The sequence below is a fragment of the Nitrospira sp. genome (genome assembly GCA_029194675.1).
Classification (GTDB): domain Bacteria; phylum Nitrospirota; class Nitrospiria; order Nitrospirales; family Nitrospiraceae; genus Nitrospira_D.
This window is the reverse complement of the sequence record JARFXP010000001.1, coordinates 1,540,035-1,561,403: the sequence shown is the minus strand read 5'-3', so window position 1 is coordinate 1,561,403 and position 21,369 is coordinate 1,540,035. Positions and strand designations below refer to the sequence as shown.

21 protein-coding genes are annotated in these 21,369 nt (G+C 54.0%); 6 read left to right on the top strand and 15 right to left on the bottom strand.

All coding sequences use genetic code 11. From position 1 onward, the window contains the following. The first annotated feature begins 104 nt into the window (after positions 1-104). Both P0120_07550 and P0120_07545 read left to right on the top strand, forming a co-directional pair. Complete coding sequence (locus P0120_07550; GenBank protein ID MDF0674184.1) at positions 105-509, top strand: hypothetical protein; 405 nt, start codon at positions 105-107, stop codon at positions 507-509. Between the two features lie 151 nt (positions 510-660). Next, entirely contained in the window at positions 661-1,839 is a 1,179-nt protein-coding gene (locus P0120_07545) for an acyl-CoA/acyl-ACP dehydrogenase (GenBank protein ID MDF0674183.1), read from the top strand. A 32-nt stretch (positions 1,840-1,871) separates the two neighbouring features. Here P0120_07545 and P0120_07540 read toward each other — a convergent pair whose 3' ends face one another. The 9 genes from P0120_07540 to P0120_07500 all read right to left on the bottom strand — a co-directional run bounded on the left by P0120_07540 (position 1,872) and on the right by P0120_07500 (position 11,699). Continuing rightward, on the bottom strand, positions 1,872-2,903 hold the full coding sequence (locus P0120_07540; GenBank protein ID MDF0674182.1) for a TIR domain-containing protein: 1,032 nt from the start codon (positions 2,901-2,903) through the stop codon (positions 1,872-1,874). After that, positions 2,900-3,955 (bottom strand): hypothetical protein, encoded by a 1,056-nt coding sequence (locus P0120_07535; protein MDF0674181.1) that lies wholly within the window; start codon positions 3,953-3,955, stop codon positions 2,900-2,902. The genes P0120_07540 and P0120_07535 overlap by 4 nt, the downstream gene beginning before the upstream one ends. Before the next feature lie 29 nt (positions 3,956-3,984). Next, positions 3,985-5,289 (bottom strand): hypothetical protein, encoded by a 1,305-nt coding sequence (locus tag P0120_07530; GenBank protein ID MDF0674180.1) that lies wholly within the window; start codon positions 5,287-5,289, stop codon positions 3,985-3,987. Between the two features lie 12 nt (positions 5,290-5,301). Further along, positions 5,302-6,078, bottom strand: a complete 777-nt coding sequence (locus tag P0120_07525) for an ATP-binding cassette domain-containing protein (GenBank protein ID MDF0674179.1) — start codon at positions 6,076-6,078, stop codon at positions 5,302-5,304. Continuing rightward, positions 6,075-6,692: an ABC transporter permease subunit gene (locus tag P0120_07520; protein MDF0674178.1), complete on the bottom strand. Its 618-nt coding sequence runs from the start codon at positions 6,690-6,692 to the stop codon at positions 6,075-6,077. Before P0120_07520 ends, P0120_07525 begins: the two co-directional genes overlap by 4 nt. A gap of 203 nt (positions 6,693-6,895) precedes the next feature. Further along, positions 6,896-7,903 (bottom strand): ABC transporter substrate-binding protein, encoded by a 1,008-nt coding sequence (locus tag P0120_07515; GenBank protein ID MDF0674177.1) that lies wholly within the window; start codon positions 7,901-7,903, stop codon positions 6,896-6,898. A gap of 436 nt (positions 7,904-8,339) precedes the next feature. Continuing rightward, on the bottom strand, positions 8,340-9,827 hold the full coding sequence (locus P0120_07510) for a CYTH and CHAD domain-containing protein (GenBank protein MDF0674176.1): 1,488 nt from the start codon (positions 9,825-9,827) through the stop codon (positions 8,340-8,342). A 179-nt stretch (positions 9,828-10,006) separates the two neighbouring features. Next, positions 10,007-10,390: a CBS domain-containing protein gene (locus P0120_07505; GenBank protein MDF0674175.1), complete on the bottom strand. Its 384-nt coding sequence runs from the start codon at positions 10,388-10,390 to the stop codon at positions 10,007-10,009. A 205-nt stretch (positions 10,391-10,595) separates the two neighbouring features. Further along, complete coding sequence (locus tag P0120_07500) at positions 10,596-11,699, bottom strand: hypothetical protein (GenBank protein MDF0674174.1); 1,104 nt, start codon at positions 11,697-11,699, stop codon at positions 10,596-10,598. A gap of 367 nt (positions 11,700-12,066) precedes the next feature. Here P0120_07500 and P0120_07495 point away from each other — a divergent pair, with 367 nt between their 5' ends. Next, positions 12,067-13,380, top strand: coding sequence for an outer membrane beta-barrel protein (locus tag P0120_07495; GenBank protein MDF0674173.1), 1,314 nt, complete (start codon positions 12,067-12,069; stop codon positions 13,378-13,380). 467 nt (positions 13,381-13,847) lie between these two features. Here P0120_07495 and P0120_07490 read toward each other — a convergent pair whose 3' ends face one another. Both P0120_07490 and P0120_07485 read right to left on the bottom strand, forming a co-directional pair. Continuing rightward, positions 13,848-14,042 (bottom strand): hypothetical protein, encoded by a 195-nt coding sequence (locus P0120_07490; protein ID MDF0674172.1) that lies wholly within the window; start codon positions 14,040-14,042, stop codon positions 13,848-13,850. Positions 14,043-14,059: 17 nt separating this feature from the next. Beyond that, the gene (locus P0120_07485) at positions 14,060-14,557 is read right to left on the bottom strand and encodes a phosphate-starvation-inducible PsiE family protein (GenBank protein MDF0674171.1); all 498 of its coding nucleotides are present in this window, start codon (positions 14,555-14,557) and stop codon (positions 14,060-14,062) included. Positions 14,558-14,687: 130 nt separating this feature from the next. Between P0120_07485 and P0120_07480 the strand changes: the two genes are divergently transcribed. Continuing rightward, positions 14,688-15,044 carry a phosphoglycerate mutase family protein gene (locus tag P0120_07480; protein MDF0674170.1) on the top strand — a complete coding sequence of 119 codons (357 nt, stop codon included), beginning with the start codon at positions 14,688-14,690 and terminating at the stop codon, positions 15,042-15,044. Positions 15,045-15,083: 39 nt separating this feature from the next. Here the strand turns inward: P0120_07480 and P0120_07475 are convergent, their stop codons facing one another. Both P0120_07475 and P0120_07470 read right to left on the bottom strand, forming a co-directional pair. Continuing rightward, entirely contained in the window at positions 15,084-15,725 is a 642-nt protein-coding gene (locus P0120_07475) for a CYTH domain-containing protein (GenBank protein ID MDF0674169.1), read from the bottom strand. Between the two features lie 176 nt (positions 15,726-15,901). Then, on the bottom strand, positions 15,902-16,285 hold the full coding sequence (locus P0120_07470) for a CBS domain-containing protein (protein MDF0674168.1): 384 nt from the start codon (positions 16,283-16,285) through the stop codon (positions 15,902-15,904). A 220-nt stretch (positions 16,286-16,505) separates the two neighbouring features. Between P0120_07470 and P0120_07465 the strand changes: the two genes are divergently transcribed. Further along, a complete protein-coding gene (locus P0120_07465; protein ID MDF0674167.1) occupies positions 16,506-16,688 on the top strand; it encodes a hypothetical protein in 183 nt (60 codons plus the stop codon). A 1,028-nt stretch (positions 16,689-17,716) separates the two neighbouring features. On the opposite strand, the gene P0120_07460 is transcribed toward P0120_07465, so the two are convergent. Further along, complete coding sequence (locus P0120_07460) at positions 17,717-18,412, bottom strand: hypothetical protein (GenBank protein ID MDF0674166.1); 696 nt, start codon at positions 18,410-18,412, stop codon at positions 17,717-17,719. 70 nt (positions 18,413-18,482) lie between these two features. Further along, on the bottom strand, positions 18,483-18,950 hold the full coding sequence (locus P0120_07455; protein ID MDF0674165.1) for a hypothetical protein: 468 nt from the start codon (positions 18,948-18,950) through the stop codon (positions 18,483-18,485). Positions 18,951-19,429: 479 nt separating this feature from the next. On the opposite strand from P0120_07455, the gene P0120_07450 reads away from it, so the two are divergent. Next, positions 19,430-21,208, top strand: coding sequence for a PhoX family phosphatase (locus P0120_07450; GenBank protein ID MDF0674164.1), 1,779 nt, complete (start codon positions 19,430-19,432; stop codon positions 21,206-21,208). The last annotated feature ends 161 nt before the right edge of the window (positions 21,209-21,369 follow it).

Genomic DNA, 21,369 nt, shown 5'->3' with positions numbered 1-21,369 from the left:
AAGACAGAATTCCTGATTTTCTATAAAAGTACGCGGTTGGTCTGTGCTGACAGCGCGAAGAAAAGAGGAGCTGGACTTGCATCATACATATTGGAATTGGATACATGGTGAATCCTCAGAAAGAGGAGAATGCACGATTCAAGGTCCGACCCGAAGATTCACTCCGCTTGAGCTTGTCGAAGGGCAAGCGTCTTCAATTGGTTCCGTTCATGGTTCGACAGGATCACCACGAACAGAAGGTTAAGGAACTTATGGGGCACTACACTAGATCGTCCTGTTCCCATTGCATCAAACCCACGCCATATTCCCTTTCCATCCGCAAGCGAACGGTTCGCTTGCATCGCTATCGCCAATACAAAGGGTCCCGATTCCTGTTATTCGACGACTCGACTCCGATCGGTATGTTTTGCTCGGTCACGGCGGTGCCTCCTTTCTTGGTCGAGATCCCCCTGGCGAGGTTTTGCCATCCGAATGGTTGCCATCGCCCTTTTCTGGCGGCGCCAGATTGACAAAGATTTTGTACTTCATCAGAATAAATACGGTTTCTATCGACCAGATTGAGCAAGACCGCAGGGTGACAAGCAATACCTACAAGGCATCGAAACATATTCGCCTTAGGCTTCAGACCGTCAATCTTGATCGCATACCGTGGAGGTGGCCATGGTAACGTCGGCACTAAGACAAGCTCAATATGAGTGTGAGAACGAATCGAGTGTCACGTTTCAAGAGGTGCTAGGTCAACTGCGCGAGCGGTCCAGCGCCGTGGACCAAAGCGGACAGTTCTCAAAGACGAATTGGGATTTGCTTCGTCAGGCAGGCCTGCTTGGGCTGGTTGTTCCCGAGGAATACGGAGGACCTGCCCTTAGGCCAACACAGTGGCTTGAAGTAGTTCGTAAGATGGGCCGAGCTTGCCCCAGCACAACACTCTGCCATCTGATGCATCTATGTGCCACGTCTGTGATCGTGGCCACTGGCAATGCCAACGTTAAGCGACGCATTCTCCCACAAGTTGCCGAAGGTCAACTCACCGTGGCTTACGCTGGAACCGAACGCGCCACGGGAACAAATTTTTGGGCTCTGAAGAGTTCAGCAGAGAAGATCGAGGGCGGATGGCGAGTGCGTCTCACGAAGGACTGGGCCACATTAGCAGAGGTCGCCGACATTTTTGTTGTCCCTACGCGCGCTCATCCGACTGCGGCCATCGACGAAATCAGCTTGTTTCTTGTCGAGCGATCTGCGGGTGTAGAATCCCGCGACGCGTGGCGGGGCACGGGAATGCGGGGCAGCAGTTCTGGGCCTGTTCATGTGAACGCGGTTGTTTCAGACGATCACTTGATGGGCAATCCCGGTCGAGCTAACGATTACATTGCCACGGACATGTTCAACCTGCTGTTGCTAAGCCACGCTGCTTTGTACCTGGGGATTGCAGAGGAGGCCTTTGCCTTGGCAATCGAACGAGCCAAGGCCCGCTGGTTCCCCCATACAAATTCCGCACTGGCGGACACGTCGCTTTGGCAAAGCCGATTTGGAGCCCAATCGGCCAAGTTGGCTGCCGGTCGAGCCCTCATCCAGGAAACGGCCCGAAGATTGGAGACAGACGAGGGACGTGGGCATCTCATCAAGGACGCATTGGCTGGCAAACTTCTTGGCTGTGAGGCTGCAAGGCACACAACCGATCTCGCCATGCAGGTCTTTGGTGGCAGTGGCTACAATATCGGGCAGCGTGTCGAGATGTTGTGGCGAGATGCGCGGGCCGGCTCGCTGATGCGCCCGAGTGACGAAGTGACCGAGATTCTCTTGGGGAAATTGGAAGCGGATCGGACCCTGTTCCAAGAATAGCGACGTGCTATGACAAGTCAGTCCCAGCAGCCTTATGGTCTGATGGCTTTTTCAGGGTCCGACAATTCGTCAATAATGACTCTGATTTCGGGGACAAATTCATCAGCGTAGAGCCGTTTAAGGTCTGGCTCCGTATAGTAGTCCCTTTGAACCGTTCTTCCTCTACCGGGCAGCCATTGCGTTGCCTTCAGCCAATCCTCTTTCTTCCAATTACATCCTTCTAGAATGATGGGAAAGATGCGCATGCCTTCTTTTTTCCGTTTCTTCACCATCCTGGGCAATTCATTGTTCTTGATGTACGTGGAAGCAAAAAATGGCTTGCTCACTAAAACAATGCCAAGGTCTACGTCGTCAATATGGTTCATCAGTTCCTTGTGCCACTCGCTCGCCCCGATGATTTTTCGTTGCCACCAGTACCGGGATCTCTTTTTCTCGAATGGTTTATCATCCCACCACAGCACAACATGATCATCCTTGAGTCGAGGCTGACTCAGGCGGAAAAGGTCATTGAGAAACGCCGCATCCTTCCGTGCATAACAGATGAAGATCACAAAGAGCCAACCGACATCTTCAAGCGATCTTGTCAATGATTCGATATGGTCCTTTACTTCAGCGTAGACAGCATCCGGCATCTTACTCAGATTGTCTACTAAATCCCAGTGAGTTCGCGTCAAAGCACGAAGCACAGCTTTATCATGAGCAAGCGACTGGCTAGCCGGTAATGATTGGCGCATCATTATGGAAGGAAAACGCTCAGCGAGATCGAAAGCCGACCGACCAACATCACCGATAAGTGCCCGGCACCGTTCCAAGGTGGGTTTGCTTATAGGCCGCTTTCTTGCTGCCAGATCGCGAAGTCGGGTGAGAATGGCTAAGTCTTCTCGAAGTAACGTATTAACCGTCTCCCATGCAGCACTTTCCGTCCACCATCTGAACCGCTTTGGCTCCATATCCTGTTCGCGCTTTCTCAACTCAGCCGTAGCAGCATCAAGGCGCACTCGAACCCGATCGCACGACTGAATAAGCTGCCCGACCTCGGCACGGATCGCATTTGGGTGCTTCATGGTAGCCTGACCTTCTCGACATCGGAAAGATCGGTCACCATTCCCCTCAATCTCGTCACGAACTCCTCACAGTACAATCGTCTGAGGTTCTTTTCATCTCCGTAGTCGTGCATGACCGTCTTCCCAGGATGCGGCAAGAAATCTGTTGACCTTAACCATCGGTGTTCTTCCCATTTGTGCTTGTCGAGGATGACGGGAAAAATGCGCATGCCTTCTTCTTGCCGATCCCGGAGGATGTCGAGAAACTCCTGTTTCTTAATGTATTCCAAGTCGAAAAAGCGTTCGCTCACCAAAGTGATACCAAGATCGACATCATCAATGTGATCCAACAGTTGCCCGTGCCATTTATTTAGAGCCACATTCGTCTCCCACCAATGCCCTCCCCTGTTGTCAAATGGTTTTCCGTGTTGAGCGTGCATATCTTCAAATGAACGTCTGTCGCCGAACCAAAGTACCAGGTGATTGGCCTTCTCAAGTTGAGGCTGACAGAACCGAAAGAGATCATTAACGTACTTTCCATCTTCCTTCGCATAACAGATAAAGACTACGAACAGCCATCCAACATTCTTAAGCGCTTTTTCGATCTCATCCACGTGTGACTTCAACATAGGAGGGAGTTTCTCCTTCTCTTTAGCCATGGCGTCCACGACTCCCCAATGTTTCAGCGCCAAATCTCTCAAAACCACCTTGTCTGTCTTCCACTGAGTGAAAGACCTGGTAGATGCCAGACCGAGACGGTATGGCAAGTCCGATTTCGCTTTTCGAGCCTGCCTGTCTATTTTCGTGACAATATCCGACCATCGAGTAAGTTCCTTCGCATCCAAATCTTTTCGATTGTTCACCGCAAAAATCATCAGATTCACGAGAAGCATCAACTCTTCGTGAATGAGGTCCTCCATGGTGCCCCAAGCCTCGGTCCGGTCCAATCTCTCTCTTCGCTCGTGGAGCACCTCCGTCTCGTATGTCCTGAATTGACCCTGTGCCTTCCTAACTTCCTTCTGGGCCTTCTCGCAATGCTTGAGAAATTTGTCGTATTCATCTGCAGAAACCATAATGGCGTTCGCTCTTTTTTGGGGTAACGCTACTTGTTCCTTCTACGGCGTCCTGGCGAATGCTGAGCCCAACTCAACTCCATTGCGTCTCGGTACATTCTGTCCAGCAAATCCATTTTCCCTAATAACATCGTTCTGAGTTCGTCCAATCTAAAGGTTTTCCGCTGATCATCATAGATTTGCGATAGGGCATCGCCAGCCACGATATAAATTCCCGGGTCTTCGAGGTTCATCGCTAGCCAGGCGCGGAGTTTCATCATCTCTTCGTGGTGGTGCTCTGTTTCAGAGCTACGGTCCCCACCCCGACTAAGCTGACTTAGGAAGTCATCCACGACCTTGTTCATGACGATTAACATATGCCATCGCACTCGAATGAGCTCACAGATATCCAATAGACTCGGGAGAAAGTACTGTGCAGGATCCTTGTCTTTGTCCGGACATATACACAGCATGGACCGCCGTGAAATGCTGACAAAAAGACGAGCATCGACATTGACACTGGAGAGCCCAGAGCCAATACCCGGCGCTGGGGGTGAGAGATAACAGGGTTCAACGTGGAATTCTTTGCTCACCGATCGGAACAGAATGGGTGCTACTTCGGATTCGAATTCACGAATTCTCCGCATCTTCTCTTTCGCCCGATCTGCCTCTTCGCCACCAGAACTGCAAAACGCTTCTGCGACCTTGCCATCGACTTCTAGTACGGTCACCACCCACGGTGTTTGAACCTCTTTCTTGGCATCGATAAACTTGAACTGACCATCCTCGCACCAATTAATCCCGGCCTCCTTGCATCTGACGCGAACCGAGTCTCTGAAAAGAGGATAAACCGACTTCAATGGCTCATCTCGATCATCAAGAAACAATTTACTATGACCTGGAGTTTTGGCCTCTTTCTTCCTTAGTCGCACAAGACCGATTAGACCGAGGACAGCATTTGTATCCAGATCATTGTCGTCTTTTCTTGAAGTTTGAATAGTCAGGCAGCACGTGCCGCCAAGCGTAAACAACCGCGTGAATATGTTAACCTTCACCCTATAAGATTTATCGCCTTGCCTTACGGTTCCATCAAACTGTTCACCGTCGTGCCATGCGGATCGCGGTTTGAAGGTTAAATGGGGAAGAATACCGAGGCGGCTGGGAGGCAGGTCCGTTTTCCATCCTCGCCCATTTTTCGTTACCTCCCTTGGTTCCACAACATACGACCCGTTCGCTTGAATGCTAAATGAATAAACGAAATGCACGGCGGCGCCATTGCATAGAAATTTGGGAGACCCTTCCGAACTCAGTGCCTTCATCGCGTTCTCCGCTTTGAGACGAGAAGCTTGCTCCATGAGCAAGGAGTCCTATTTCCGCAAGGCCTCGTGTTGAAAAATCTCCAGTGCCTGTCGTTTCAGGATGGAAAAATCATTGCTAGCCATCTGACTTAACTCTTTTGGCCCTGTCAGCTTGTTTTCTAGAATCCCCGCAATTGATGCAGGGCGTTTGGTGAGAAAGATCGTCCGCTCCCCCAGATAGAGCGCAGTATCAATGTCATGCGAGACGAGTAGAATCGTGACACGCGAAGACTGCCAGATGAAGAGCATCTTCTCGTAGAGCGTCAAGTTGGTTTGGTAGTCCAATGCCGAAAACGGCTCGTCCATGATAAGTATTTCCGGTTCGATGACCAGCGCGCGAACGATTGAAGCGATCTGCGCTTGTCCGCCAGAGAGCGTATAGGTCCGCGCATTGAGGTCAAGCTTGAGATTAAACCGGTCCAACAGGGCCTCGACTTTTTCAGATCGGCGCGCTTTGGGAACGTTCTTGATCTTCAGAGGAAAGGCGATATTCTCGGCCACGGTCAGCCAGGGCAGCAGGTTCCCCCGGTAATCCTGAAACACGTATCCGACGCGAGGTACGCCATCGGGAGAGTTTATGGTGAGGGACCCTTCGTCTAATGTCTCGATGCCGGCAAGTACGTTCAGCAATGTCGTCTTGCCTGACCCGTTGGGGCCAAAAATCGTGACAAATTCGCCACGCTTGACCTCCAGACAGATGTTCTGCAAGACGGGCGCCCGAGTGGCTCCGCTTCCAAATGTCTTACCGGCGTGCTTGATGGTGATGTGGGATGATCGGTCGGTCATTCTCCTGTCCAGAAAACGATACGTCTTTCTGCGGCAATGAACAATCGGTTTATCAAATAGCCTAACACTCCTGTGAGGACCAGAATGGCATAGAGTTCTTCAGTCAGGTTGAGGGTATAGGCATCATAGACGCGCTGCCCGAGACCTATCCTAGTGCCAATAAACATTTCACTCACGATCACCACGATCAGGGCAAGCGAGAGCGACGTGCGCATGCCGACGAGTGTCTGAGGCAAGGCCTCGAAAAATACGACCCACTTGAACACTTGCCATGGCGATGCCCCAAAGACTCTTGCCGCCCGAAGACGCGCTTTCTTGGCTTGTAGGACCCCGTAGGCGCTGTTCAATATAACGACAAACACCGTGGCGACAAAGGCCATCGCGATCTTAGAACTATTGCCAATCCCAAACAGCAAGAGAAACAAAGGGAAAAGTGCGGTCACCGGCAGCGAACGAAAGAAATCAAGCAAAAAGAAGCTTGCTCTATAGAGCCCAGGTGAACTTCCGATTAGAAGTCCAAATGGAACCCCAATAAGACATCCCAGAGAGTACCCTGCTCCCCAACGGTAGAGTGATGCCCAGATATCCGGGAGGATATCGCCGCTCCGGAGCATCTGGGTTAGCAGCTCCAATGCGTTTATCGGGTGTGGAACAAGCAGTTTCGGCACAAGCTGAAACTCTGTCACTGCTAGCCAAACGATGAACAAACACAACGGCCCTGATACTGCAAGACCCAATCTCGCCCAGCGGTTGGAACTCTCGCTCGTTACGTCCCCCCATTTGTTTTGTAAGGCGGTGGTTGACATGTCTGTCGGCCCTAAGTGACCTTGATCCGCTTCGGATCAATCTGGCGAAGGAAATCGGTGTCAAGCACATCTTCGTATGACGGCACAGCTTTCCCTCCAAAACCTTTTTGCGTTCTCATGATCCATTGACCTTCATCCCTGAACGTTCGAACTAACCCTTCATCCAAATCCACAGTGAGTTGATATTCGTCCCAGACAGCCTTGAGTACGTTCTTCTCAGTATTCAATTCCTCGCTCAAAATGTCGATGGCTTCATCTTTGTGATCGCGAATAAATTCTTCAGCCTCGATCAGCGCACGGAGAAAAGTTGTAATTTCCTTCCGTCTTTTATTTGCCAAGCCTTCTCTGATCGCAACGAGCGAGTAGGCCGTATAGATACGCTTGTCATTGAATTGAATAGCTTTGTTTCCTAATTCTCGCTGGACGTTGTACCGATAGGGTTGCCACACTGAGCCTGCTTCAATGTTTCCATTAATGATCCCAGCCTGAATGCTTGGAGGGCTGAGGTTGAGAAAATGTATTTTCTTTCGGTCGAGGTGGTAAAAGTCTACAAACAGATCTGCGAAACGGTGAGAGGTGGTCCCAGTGAGGATTGCCAGAGTCTTTCCCTCTAGATCTTGTGGTTTTTGGATACCCCGATCCTGACGGGCGACAATGGCGTCATCGTGCTTTTCGGCAATACTAGCAATTACCTTGATGTCAGACCCATCCTGGAACTTGATGAATGCAATATTGGTGTCCACTATGATTCCGAAATCCAAATCCCCACTGATTATGGCGTCCATAGCTACCTTGCCCGTTTGCACGTAGTTTGCTTTAACGCGAAGGCCTGCTTCTTGAAAGAATCCTTTCCGCTCTGCAATGATGGGAATCATGGAGATGTTTTTTGGTCCGCCCCATGTTAGGGGTTTCAACGATGCCGACTCATCCCGCCGACATGCTTGAACGAGCATTAGCACTGTCACGATAACAAGAATTCCCACCAAACTGGCGAGCGAACAATGGTAGCGCTTCACCATTACCTCAAAATTCGTATCCACAAGATACAGACAGGAAAGTTATACAGGCAGGAAAGTTCATGCTACGAACTGTATGTCAAGAGTTTGGTGCGGACTATACCCCGAATAGCTTTTTAGAATCAATGCAATCCATGCAAAGCTTGATCTCCTGCCCAATCGTTGTTGAGCTGTCAAGACACACTCCTCTTTGAGACTTCGCATTCTTCCCGTTCGGTGTAAAACTGAGGGGCAGATCTTGTTTTGTGCAGATTGAAGTGATTGATTGCGCTCTCTGGCGCGGCCGCTACGTCTCGAATTTCCCGGGCCCTTTCCTATGTCACCAGCTTCAGGGATACCCCATATGGACACCGTTGTTGCCGACGAGGAGCGAACGACTTTGCCAGCCCCCACTTGCTCATATGATCGATCGGTTTAGCTGACAGCACCGTTATTCCTTTCATCCCCAGGCCTTCTTCCCCCGTTTCAGTAACGTTTTGAACAGCGGTTTCATGTCCTTGCGGATGGTGTCTCGCCGATGCCGTTGCCGCTCGGCCATGCGTCCTGCGAGAAATCCGGCGCGGACACTCGTCGAGTATTTCAGAAACTGTCGAATGTGACGTTCCGCTTGGATCGCATCCTGATGGATGCCCAGTAGATCCTGGACTGCGCGCGTCGACTTGATAAACCGGCCGGCTGGTTTGTCCATCGAGCTGCACGCGAGTTCCGTCGCATAGCGGGCGCGTTTGGCCTTGATACGGACCTTATGAAGTCGGGTGTCTGATGGCGAAGGACCTAGCCGGCAGATCGCTTTGCGCAGTTTCTTGAATTCTCGCTTGGCGAGTTGGCGGACGGTTAGGGAAGACTCCACGATCGAGGAGGGGGCCTGCGCCGCTTGTTGCAGCCGCCGGATGAGTTCGAAGTATCGAGCGCTCGTGAGTTCGCTGAGGACCATCTGCTGAACGGCCGCTCGTTGAGTGCGCAGGTGGGAGATAAATTGTGCCAACAACTTGCGATCTCCCTCCCCCAAATCGGCAGATTCCTCCGTGAAATAGGCGATCTGGACGTCGAGATCGCGGGCTGGTCCCAACAACTCGCTCAGCCACTTGAGCTCCTGTTGCAGTGACGTCATCCACGCAGGGAGGAGGAGGGGTCGCGCTGTGCGGAGCACCGCGCGCAGGCGTCTTGTCGCGACACGCATTTGATGGAGGCTCTCAGGCTCGGTTCCAAGCCTCGTGCCGGGATCATGAGCGAGGAGCCATCCGACGTGCTGAGAGAGTGCCCACTTTATGTATTCGACCACCGGCGCCTCCGTCTGAGGCTGCATAGGTGAGGTACGGGCCGGGAGGGAGAGGGCCTGAAATAACTTGGGCCTCCCGTCGTGATCGAACGCACCCGCTTCTCGCAGCTGCCGTTCGAGGGAACGGAGCGAGGCTTCGTCGCCCTGCCGTTGTTCGATCTCGAGTTCGTGAAAGCGCTGGGTGGTGCGGCCGTTCTTGTCGACTGACACCGTGTCGAGAGCGATTTCCGCGACGGGTACTTGGCCATGACGCACCAGGAAGCCCCTTCTCCACACGCGCATCGTCACGACTGGCATCAGTTTCCGATGTCCGAGATGGAGAATCAGTAAGTCGCGGAGCGAGGCCGGTGGATCGGCCTCGCCGTCGATCACTTCTATCTCCTGCCGATCATCGCCCAACGGAATTTTCAGCTGCCAAGACTTTTTCCCCCGTTCGATTCGGTGGCGAAGAGTAATCCACGCATGGGCCAAGTCGTAGGCGGCCGTGTCGTAATAGGTGGATATCAACTGCCGCCGGGGGAGCGGTGTGCCGGGAAGCCGAGGCATGCGAAAGCCGGGAGCAACGGCCAGCTTGAGTTCATGCTCGGTCTGCGACGAAATCGAACCTGAGCGGTAAAGAGGCGCGAGATGGGTGTCCGACCGAGTCATCGTGGAATCCTCATGGCAGAGCCGACCTACCCTATAAGTGTCAACGCAGCGGAGAGGGAAATGCAAGTCAGGGGGTGGGCAGGGAATAGGAGGGCAGTTCGCCCATGCAACTGGCGACATGGAGGCGAAGGTAAGGGCTGCCTAGCTCGTAGGCGGCGGGCTCAAGAAAGGCAGGGTCGTTAGAAGTCGTCGAGCGACACCGGTCGGAGAAAATCCCGAACCGACACGAGGCCGATGAGCGCACCTCCTTTGGTCACGCCGAGGTGGAGCGTGCGATGCTTGTCCATGAGATCGGCGGCTTCCGTCAACGGTCGTCGCTCTTCGATGCCGGGCACAGGACTGCTCATGATATCCTCCACCGGCACGAAGTAGGACGCTTTCTCGACTCCCACGAATTTTCTGACAACATCCGATTCCGTTACGATGCCGATGATCTGCGCTTGGCGGCTTACCAACACACTTTCGACGTTGCAGGCTTTCATTAGTTTCGCCGCTTCGACGACCGACGTGCCTGCATCTACCGTCACCGGTTCCTTCTTCATCAAGTTGCCGACTGTGACCATACTGCTCCTCCTTTTTGTTATTTGTGATTTGACATCAAGCCTATCGCGGATATATTGCGTCGGGGTTAGGATGGCGTTACAAACCGGTAAAATCCGAATGGAAGAAGACTATCTTACCCAGATTTGGGGAGCAAACAGGGAAATCGCTTTGTACCGGTTCCTCAATCGTGTACAAGATGCCGCGTGATGAGAGGACACGGAACGCTCAGTGACCGACCCCTATCGGGAGAAACGGAAGGGCGATGGAAAGCGTGATCAAAATGATGATAATCCACTCAAGCACCTCCATCCGTCTGGTGCCGGCTCGGTCCGACATCTTGCCGTAAATGCTTTCCAACGTCTGAAGTTTGCGCAGGATGCTCGCGTCCCAGGCCTCCAAGTGAAAGCGCTGCGAGACCAGCCGATAGACCCGCGCAAGATACTGGTCGCCCAGCAGCTTCAAGGTGTTGGTGACGCGTTCAAAAATCAACGCGCTGTCGACCTGAAGCTGCGCAATGTGCGTCATGTCCTTTTCATGAGAGCCCGGCAGAGACAGGAAGCGCGGTTTTCGAGACAAGGCTTCGTAGCCTTCGTCCAGTGCACGATCGAGTTGTTCGTCGAGTATTCGCATCTCCAGCAACTCGACGTTGGCGAATTCTAGCACCGCCCGGACGTCGTCCATCTCCTTGCCGAACAATACCGCTGAATGCCAGTCGATGATCGCAGCATCCTGTTGACCGAACGAGATCCGGCAGGAGACCGCGTCGGCCACTTCTTGCTCGGAAAACGGCGTTCGTTCTGCGCGCAAGAGATGAGCTAAGTCAGGTTCGTTGCTCGTCCACAACGGAGGCTTCTCCGGTACAGAGGACTCAATCAAGAAAATAATGTAATCTTCCACCTCCTGCGCAATGGACGGCCGCTCGACTGCGGGGCCCAACACTTGGAGCAGCTGTTCCACGCGAGCGCGCGATTCGGTCAGAAGTTGTTCATGCTCGTAGAGCGACTCGCTCAGATCCAGTAACCGATCGAACGGTCCGTCGATCGGGAAGCGATAGGTGATGGTCACAGCCCCGAAGTCATACACCATCGCTTCGACCGTCGGACTGGTCTGATACTGACTGACGTCGAACACGCTTCCTTCCTGAACGAGTCGCAGGGGAGCCGGTCGATACTCGAAATACTGAGGGGCTCTGGTCTTATGGCGCAGTCGCCCTCGCTCCGTCCCGGCGATAATCCGTCGCTCCGCATCAGTCAGGTTGATGGAGAGGCCGACATCGTAGGCGAAAAGGGCGAAACAGGTCCCTTTGGTGATGATCACATGTTCCGGCATGGCGATTCCGCGCACGCGATCATTTTAACAGTTTCACATCAGGGGAGATTGTCCGGAACACGTCTTAATTCTATGGCAGGCCGTATGATGGCCTGACATAGGGGGTTCGCTGGGGGACGCAACGCTTCTTGTGCCGTCCAGCATGTCGCGACCGAAGTTGTGAATCACTGCGGAACTCCTGAAAGGGCGTAGAATTTAAATTCGCATGATAAGGACTGCGGTACTATCACGTGATGGTGTTATACATGACATGCTCGGACCGACATGAAGTCCATCGTTGCCAAGGGCAGTCCTTGACGACATGGTTGATCATCTTGGCATGTCTGACGCGACGGACAGGTACCGGCTGAAACAGGCACGGTAGGTTATGCACGATACAATTCCTGACTCGGTTGTCTATTTTCGGTTGTCTATTTTACGTCGCTGTCCAGCTGTCATCCTCATAACCCTGCTCCTCATGTGGGGGATTGCGTTTGTTGAGGCGCGGGCCGATACACCAGACAGCAAGGGGGATGAAACGCTGGAACACGTCGCCCTCCGACACAAGGGCACGCCGAAAGGGGTAATGAAGCGCCTGCTCTCGGAAGACTGGGGGTTGCGGTTGTATGGATATCTCGAGGGCTCTTACACCCAAAATTTCAATAATCCGTCCAATAACATCAATGAGCTTCGTATCTTCGACGTAAATTCGAACCAGTTTCGGCCGAATCTCGCGCAGTTCGTGTTGGAGAAGGAAGCCAAAGCCGATGGAAATTGGAAAGATCGCGCTGGGTTTCGCGTGAAGTTCAATGCCGGCCGTGATTCTGATTTCATCGGTGGCGTCGGGCTCAGCACCTGGGCCGACTTCCAGGAATTCTATGTGCAGTATGTCGCGCCGGTTGGGAATGGACTCCACATACAACTCGGTCAGTTCAATACCTTGATCGGCTACGAAGTCGTGGAAAGCCCGCACAATCCCAATTATTCAAGATCGTGGCTCTTCGGCCTCGGGCAGCCGTTTACGACTCGAGGAGGGCGGGTGTCATATGACATTACGGAACGGGTCTCGCTGTCGGTCGGAGCGATCGGCTACATCAACTCGGCGCGAGCAGACAGTCAACATGACCCATTGGTGGAATCAGCGCTGACCATCACTCCGTCTGAACGGGTCAAACTCACCTTGTACGGCTTGGCCGGGCCTCGGCCTGGAGCGAGCGGGACGCCCGGCGGGGACCTCCTATTGGTCGGGGGGTTTGCCAGCTTCCACGCGACAGACCAGACTTCGCTCGTCCTTGAGTCTTACTATGCGAATCAGGCGAACAGCAGCAGGATCAGCCAGGCAGGCAATGCGCGGTGGAACGGAGTGGCGGGCTATGTGATCCATGATTTCACCAAACAATGGGGGGTACGGCTTCGCGGGGAACTGTTTGAGGATGCCGGCGGATTTGTAACCTGCGAAGGAACGACGGCTTACCAGCCGAGAGCCAACGTCTGCTTCGGGGCCACCTCGACGACACCCGCACCGCCCGTCGCGCAAACCCTGTGGGAAGTCACCTCGACATTACAATACAAACCGTTCAAATCCCTCATCACCCGGCTGGAATATCGGTACGACAAGTCCAACCAGAACGTGTTTCAAGTCGGCTCACGCGCGACCAGCTATCAATCGACGCTGTCCTTGGAGGCCATCTATCTGTTCTGAACAGACCGATATCGCTGAAGATTCTCCTCCGGCGTCGCCGCATCGGCCGGCGCCACAGGAATCAGCGAAGGGAAGCCGAATTGAGGTCGGGAGAGATCGTGAGTCTTTTCTCACGAGCTCTTCGGTCGGCCCAGCGGCCTGAGCGCGGGCTCTAAGCCTAACTGCCTGGCCGACCGTGCGATCCAGGTCACTAAATGACTCCCCACCCCTTTGTTGTCTCTAACCGTTGGGCCTTCCGCACGATCCATGTCACAGAATGACTCCCGATCCTTGTTCTGTCTTCCGGGTGGGCGTGAGGGGCTGAGCTCTCGATGCCCAACCCAGACCGGAAGAAAGAACTAGCCTCACGAATCAATGAGAGGAGGTCTACTTCGAGGCTCATGATACCTACCCCGGAGCGTCCTGTTTCGTCTTCCGCAGTTCCTCTCTGCTGAGGCATCTTCAAGGAGCGAGCGTGCCGCTGCGAATCATGAAAGCGCGCGTAATTCGTATTCAAAGCCACGTCGCTCCAAACAGATCAATGTTTGACGGCTGAGCTCATCCACGAGCGAGAACACCTGACTCCAGGTGAGCTCGGGAAAGCAGAGTAGGAGTTCATCAAGCAGAATACATTGCCTCTCTTGAACGATTGCCAGTAGTTTAGTCGCAAGTTGTTGAGTCATTGAGCACCTCTCAAGTGTTAGAGATCAAAGCGCATGGCATCATGAAGCCCTGTTCTTAGTGTCGGACTCCATCGAACAGCCATGACACGAACAACGCTGAGAACAAACAGAATCCCTAAGAGGGCCGTCAGTGCTTGCCAGTCTCCTCCTTTGAACCATTGGGAGATCACCTCGGTCAGCATGACGACCAGGATCGTATCTACGATGAATGTCACCTTGACGCGTCCCTCCCGGAAGTAGGTGACGGTGGTCTTGAAGACCTCGACGAGCGCCAGCAACATGAGCGTGTTGACGATGACCTGGCGCAGGACAACCTCGGCTGAATGATCGATGAGGAGTCGAATCTCCCAAAGCGTCTTCAGCGCGCCGCCGGTGAGGGCGGTGAGGATCATCAACATCACCAAACTGAGGACCCCTTTTATGGCTCTGGTCCAGACCTCTAAGAGATCGAGATGAGAGAGCCGACGCCATAGGATCGCACCGTCAAACAGACGAATCGTGTCCAGCGCTGACATGGCTTCCTTTCTTTCTGTTCCGGTCAAACATGAGGGTAACGGACTATCGTTCCGAAGCGATCACGAACAGGTAAAACTTGTGTTAACTGCATTGTCCCTCTGCGGTTGGCTCGTTTCGGCTATGTCGAGGATGGTTAAGGACTGTATTCTGGTTCGTCATGGCATCGCTGTGGAACCTGATGGATGGGAAGGGGCGGAGGAGAATCGCCCTCTCACGGAGAAAGGGAAAAGGCGTGCTCGACAGGCTGCCGAAGGGTTGGCCGCACTTGGCTGTGAGCCGACCCACCTGTTTACGAGCCCGTATGTGCGAGCCTACGATACGGCAAGGCTGTTACGGGCGGTCATCCGTCCGACTCTCAAAGTCGAGACGCGGGAAGAATTGGCTGTCGGAGCGAAGCCAGAACGACTCGTTACGCTTCTCCGCACGCTTTCGTCTAACGCAGTGGTAGTCTGTGTGGGCATGAACCTCAGCTTGGTGAAGTTGTGAGTCTGTTGCTCTGTGGAAAAGCCCTTCGTAACTTTTCACTCAAAACGGCTGGGGCTGCGCGGGGGGTATGGAAGCTGCGAGGGAGAGGGTACGAAAGAACTTTGGCTGTCCATCATGACCAGACGCACCGGCTTCGCGCATGTGCCGTTCGAGGGAACGAAGCGCGGCCTCATCGCCCTGCCGTTGTTCGATTTCCAACTCACGGAACCGCTGGATCACGGAGCCATTCTTCACCACGGTCACATTATCGAGGGTCACTTCAGCGACAGGATGACGATGTTGTTGTACCAGGATGCCCGACCGTCTGACTCGCAGGCTCACGACCGGCAACAGTTTCCGATGCCCTAAATGGAGCATCACCAGATGGCGGAGAGAAGCCGGTGGATCTCCCTGATCGTCAGGCACTTCCACTTCCTGCCGATCATTGCCCAAGAGAATTTTCAACTGCCAAGACTTTTTCCCCCGTTCGATTCGATGGCGAAGAGTAATCTTCGCATGGGCCAAGTCATAGGCAACGGTGTCGTAATAGGTGGAGATCAGCTGTCGTCGGGGGAGCGGCGTTCCGGGAAGTCGAGGGATGCGGAAATTAGGATCGACGGCTAGTTTCAGTTCGCGTTCTGGTTGTAATGAGATTGGGGAGGAGCGATCACCAGTAGCGAGATGTTTGTCCAATCGGATCATCGCGGAATCCTCATGGCAAAGCCGGCACCCTTCAGTGTTACGCAGAGGAGAGGGGAATGCAGCTCAGGGGGTGGTCAGAGAATACCAGGGAAGGTCGCCCATGCGACTGGCGACATGGAAGAGCAGGTAAGGGCTGCCTCGCCACGTAGGCAGCGGGCTCAAGAAAGGTAGGGTCGTTAAAACTCGTCGATGGAGACGGGTCGGAGAAAGTCCCGAACCGACACCAGGCCGATGAGCGCACCGCCTTTGGTCACGCCGAGGTGGCGTGTGCGATGTTTGTCCATGAGGTCGGCGGCTTCTGTCAATGGTCGTCGCTCTTCGATGCCGAGTACCGGACTGCTCATGATGTCCTCCACCGGCACGAAGTAGGATACTTTCTCGGCCCCCACGAACTTCTTGACGACGTCCGATTCCGTTAGGATGCCGATGATCCGCGCTTGGCGGGCCACCAGCACACTTTCGACGTTATAGGCTTTCATCAGTTTCGCCGCCTCGATGACAGAGGTGCCTACGTCCACCGTTACTGGTTCCTTCTGCATTAAGTTACCGACTGTGACCATGCTGATCCTCCTTTGTATTATTTTTGTATTAGCTCTAACCTATCACTGTGCTGTTGCGTCGGCGTTAGATGGGCATTACAGGCCGGTAAAATGCTGGGGAAAGAAGGAGAGGAGGCAGTTCACACGAGATTAACGATTCGGCAATGAGGCGGTGACGCACAAGGAGCATGATGGCCCTGGTGGCGGCACAGGTTTTCCTAAGTAAAGGAGGAGGGACATCATGATCGCCGAACTCCGCGCCGGCTTTCTGCTCTTTGTGTCACTGGCGTTCTTCTTACTCATTATTGCCATTTTCGTCCTCAGCATGGTCATGAAACCAGACCGGTGGAGTGAGCGCGCCCGTCTCGCGAGTGAGCGACGATCGACCGTGGACAATAGGTTATCGGCGTCGGTAGGACGCTAGGTTGATTGGTGTTGGTTGGTGGGTGATCACAGGTGGAATTGGCTGCGAAACAGAACGTGAAAATCTACGTCGATGCCAATTCAGAGCACAACATCGAGGCGAAAGCAGAGGTCGGGGTGACGGAGGTGAATCTTGTCTGATTGCTGAAGACGAATCATTTTTCCTGACGAGAGTCGGTGGGGCGAGCATGCCCCATTCCGACTCTCGTCTGACCGTTTCCGTTCACAATTGCGTCTCCTTTTCTCGCGAGAAGTTTCCCTTACTCGCGACCCGCATGAAACGCCTTAAACAGCACGCCCAAAAGGCTGCCCAGCACGAACGTTCCTACGATCACGACCGATGACGTCATCATAGATCCTCACCCCCTTTCCTGTTGGGATAGCTACATGGGAGTTCGTCGCAGTTCCGCCTCTGATGAACACGATGCAAGCCTATCGGATGGCTGTTTCACCCTCGTTACGATCGTGCCAATTCTGTGTGAAGAATGATGCGCTGGTCGTGAGGACAGGAGACTAGGTAGCAATTAACAGCTGTTAGACATCATTTCCTACAGGAATACAGCGTTCGGTTGGGCAGGTCGGAGTCATTAGAGCCCTGCTTTGCTGTATGGAGATGAGCCGTGAGTATAGCTGCCCCTCCAACCCGGCGGTTTGTCACTTGCGGGTTTAAGAGTTGGCCGCGAAAATCATTGATGCCGAGCAGCCGCATAACGGCGAACACAGCAAACCTTTTCAGGATGCCATCGAAACCCATAGGGAAACTCCTTTCGTCCCGAACGTGGTTGAGAGGCTACACGTCATGCTGTTCGACACGGCTTACCAGTCAAGTATCGAGGCAGTCGACGCTAGGGTCTTAAATCAAGTGTGTGACTGCTGTGTTACAAACTGGTCGCGGAGCAGTAAATTCTGGATTAAAACCTTAGGAAGGGCCTGCCGAGTAGTGCCAATGCTTGCGTGTTCAGGAGCTCCTACTTGGAAACCTGACAAATCAACTGCCTTGAGTATCTGGTGAAAAAGTAGGGACATCGATTACTCGAATTCCTCCCATCCACTCAAGCGGCTGCCGAAGACCAGTGTGCGCCTGGTGGTGGAAACGAGGATGAGGCCGTTTTCGTTATCCACACCCACGATTCGCTCATGTACATCCAATGGCTTCGAGGCGAATCCGCCGAGCAAGGGGGTGAACCCGATTAATCGCTCATTGGTGATGAAGACCACTCCATAGTCGTTGCTGTGGAAGCGAGTCACTTTTTCCCGCACACCTAACGCTTCTTCGAGCCACAGGCCATTAGCACCGCGAAATCCGTACAGATGCCGATCCGTCCTGATGAGGCTGAAGGTTGGGAGGATCTTCCGTTCGAGGACTTTTTCGTTCACATCCAGCTCTTTCTTAGCCCAGGTCAGGGCACGGCTTGAAAACCCTAAGAGCCGACGAGACGTCACGACAATGCCATTGATCCCGTTCGTGCCGGAACTGATCACAACTTCCTGAGCGCCGAGAGGGATTTCCCTCCGGCCGCTCAGCGGACTGGTCGCAACGGCCATACCTGATTCATGCCACACAGTCACTTCAGACTGGAGATCTGCTCGGGTCACGTCTTGCGACAGGATGCACGTCAGAGCAAAACTGATCACGAAGCACGAGCAGATCAGACGAGAAGCGCTGTTTGTCGCTCGCAGTGCCGACTGAGCAGATTGAAACTGTTGCTTGCGGACTTTCTGCACGATACCTTATCCCCGGATAGACGTGTTCAATCTGCGAACGACCGATTCTAGCCGAGAGAACAGGATCCACTTAGCGCACGCCGCTGATCGGGAAAAAAGGCAGGGCGATGGAAAGCGTGATTAAAATGATGATGATCCACTCAAGCACCTCCATCCGTCTGGTGCCGGCTCGATCAGACATCTTGCCATAGATACTGTCCAGCGTTTGCAATTTCCGCAGAATGCTGGCATCCCAGGCCTCTAAGTGGAAACGTTGCGAGACGAGCCGGTACACACGCGCAAGATACTGATCGCCCAGCAGCTTCAGGGTGTTGGTGACACGTTCAAAAATCAAAGCGCTGTCGACCTGAAGTTGGGCAATGTGAGTCATGTCTTTTTCATGAGAGCCGGGTAATGATAAGAGACGTGGGTCTCGGGACAACGCCTCGTACCCTTCATCCAGCGCCCGATCGAGTTGTTCGTCGAGCATCCGGGTTGATGGAGAGACCGACATTGTAGGCGAAAAGGGCGAAGCAGGTCCCTTTCGTGATGGTGACATGGTCCGGCATGGTAATTCCTCGCACGCCAACAGTTTCACCTCTTGCTCTCTGATAAGCATGCCTGATTGCCTGAGACGAATGCATTCTTTCTTATTGTGCCTGAATCGATAACTTTTTACGGGGTCGTTACCAGTTGTTGACCATTGTGTAATGGTCCGATGCGAGAGTCATCAGGGTCGCAGAACCGTCGAGGTCGTGATGCCAACGATACGTTCATCCGAACTCAGGTAGGAGGAAGTTCCATGTCGATCATCGATGACGAGGGCGTGAGTAATCCTTCCGGCAACGAACACTTCCAAGACATTGTGCAGGCTTGCTTGTCACGGCGCAGCTTCTTGACGGGCGGTTTTACGGCGGCAGCAGCCGTGTCGCTTGGAGGCGTCGAAGCGCTGTTGAAGGCCGTGCCCGCCGTGGCACAGGAGACGGAGGAAGCCGAAGACACAGATGCGGGGGTAGGAAGCCATGGGGCCGGCGTCCGGTGGTCGCGTTCGAAAGTGTGCCGGTTTCTTCTGCCGACGAGATTGTGGTGCCGAAAGGGTACACGGCGGAGGTCCTTATCGCCTGGGGCGATCCCGTCTCAAACGGCCCGGCCTTCAAGCAAGACGCAAGCAACACCGCCGATGATCAGGCACGTCAGTGGGGCATGCACAACGACGGGGTCGTCTATTTTCCGATCTCTGGATCACGACGTGGATTGATCGTCCAAAACAATGAATATACCGACGACGGTTTGCTGTTTCCGGACGGGGTGAACAATTGGACGCAGGAAAAAACCAACAAGTCGCTCAACGCTCATGGTGTATCGATTATTGAAGTGTCAAGGCGAACCGGCTTTTCCTTTGACGTACGGCGTCGCCGAGGCAAGTGGGATGTCGTGCGGCCTTCTCACTTTGCTCGCCGTATCACAGGCATGACCCCGATCGACATCGGAGGGCCGGCAGCGGGCGATCCGCGCTTGGTGACGAGTGAAGACCTGACCGGCAAACAAGTGTTGGGCACGCTGAACACCTGTGCCATGGGCTACACGCCCTGGGGAACCTATCTGGTCTGCGAAGAGAATTTCAATGGTTACTTCCGCAAAAACGGCCCGCAGACGAACCTTGAGAAGCGGTACGGCATCAGTGCCACCGGATTCGGCTATCTCTGGCATACGACCGATAAGCGGTTTCGGGTCGACGAGGAACCCAACGAGCCGAATCGGTTTGGTTGGGTGGTAGAGATCGACCCGTACCGACCGCATTCGACGCCGGTGAAGCGCACTGCGCTTGGCCGACTCAAGCATGAAGGGGCCTGCGTACAAGAGGCGCAGAACGGCAAAGTCGTCGTGTACATGGGCGACGATGAGCGCAACGAGTACATCTATCGCTACGTATCCAACCTTCCTTGGCAACAAGCGCTCCAGCAAGGTATCAATCCTCTTGACGACGGCATCCTGTACGTTGCGAAATTCCATGCGGACGGTACGGGAGAGTGGCTCCCGCTGACGTCGGACAATCCGCGCCTGGCCGGATGGACCCTGAACGATATTCTCATCAATACGCGTGGCGCTGCGGATGCTGCTGGAGCGACGATGATGGATCGCCCAGAGTGGATCGATACGTTCCCTCGAACTCTGACGGCGGTCGCGATTCTGACCAATAACAACCGGCGCGGCACGAATCCACCGTCGGTGAACAATCCTGATGGGACGACCGCGGCCGGCTCTGCCCGTCCTCCGGTGGATGCAGTCAATCTTCGCGTTGCGAATAACTATGGGCACATCATCCGTTGGTACTATCGTCAGGATTGGACCGAGCCGACCTTCGGCTGGGATATCTTCGCCCTCTGCGGCGATCCAGCGAACCCGGCTCACGGCTCCACGATCTTCGGCGATAAATACGGCTCGCCGGACGGTATTTATGTGGATCCCAGCGGCTTGCTCTGGATCCAGACCGATGTGTCGACCTCCACGATCAACGCGGGCGCCTATGTCGGTTTCGGCAACAATCAGATGCTGGCCGCGCATCCTGAAACCAGGGAGACCCGCCGCTTTCTGCTCGGACCGAGTCAGTGTGAAATTACCGGTGTTTTCATGACCCCGGACCGGCGCAACCTGTTTGTGGGAATTCAGCATCCGGGCGAGCGGCCGGATGACCAACCTGGCGATCCGCTGAATCCGAAACAGTTCAGCTCCTGGCCTGACGGTCCGAGTGGTGGTCGCCCTCGCTCGGCGTTGATCGTCATTACCAAAGATGACGGAGGGAAGATCGGCAGCTGAAAAGAACTGGAGATGTTGCGGGCCTTGCGCTGGCGCGGAAGCGCCTCGCCCCATAGTCTCTGGATGGGGTGGTGGAGGTCAGTCGCTCATGAGGGAAACAAGCGGGAGGGAGCACCCCCGCTCTTCAGGAGCACAACCACCATCCCGAATCTCATGGGTCA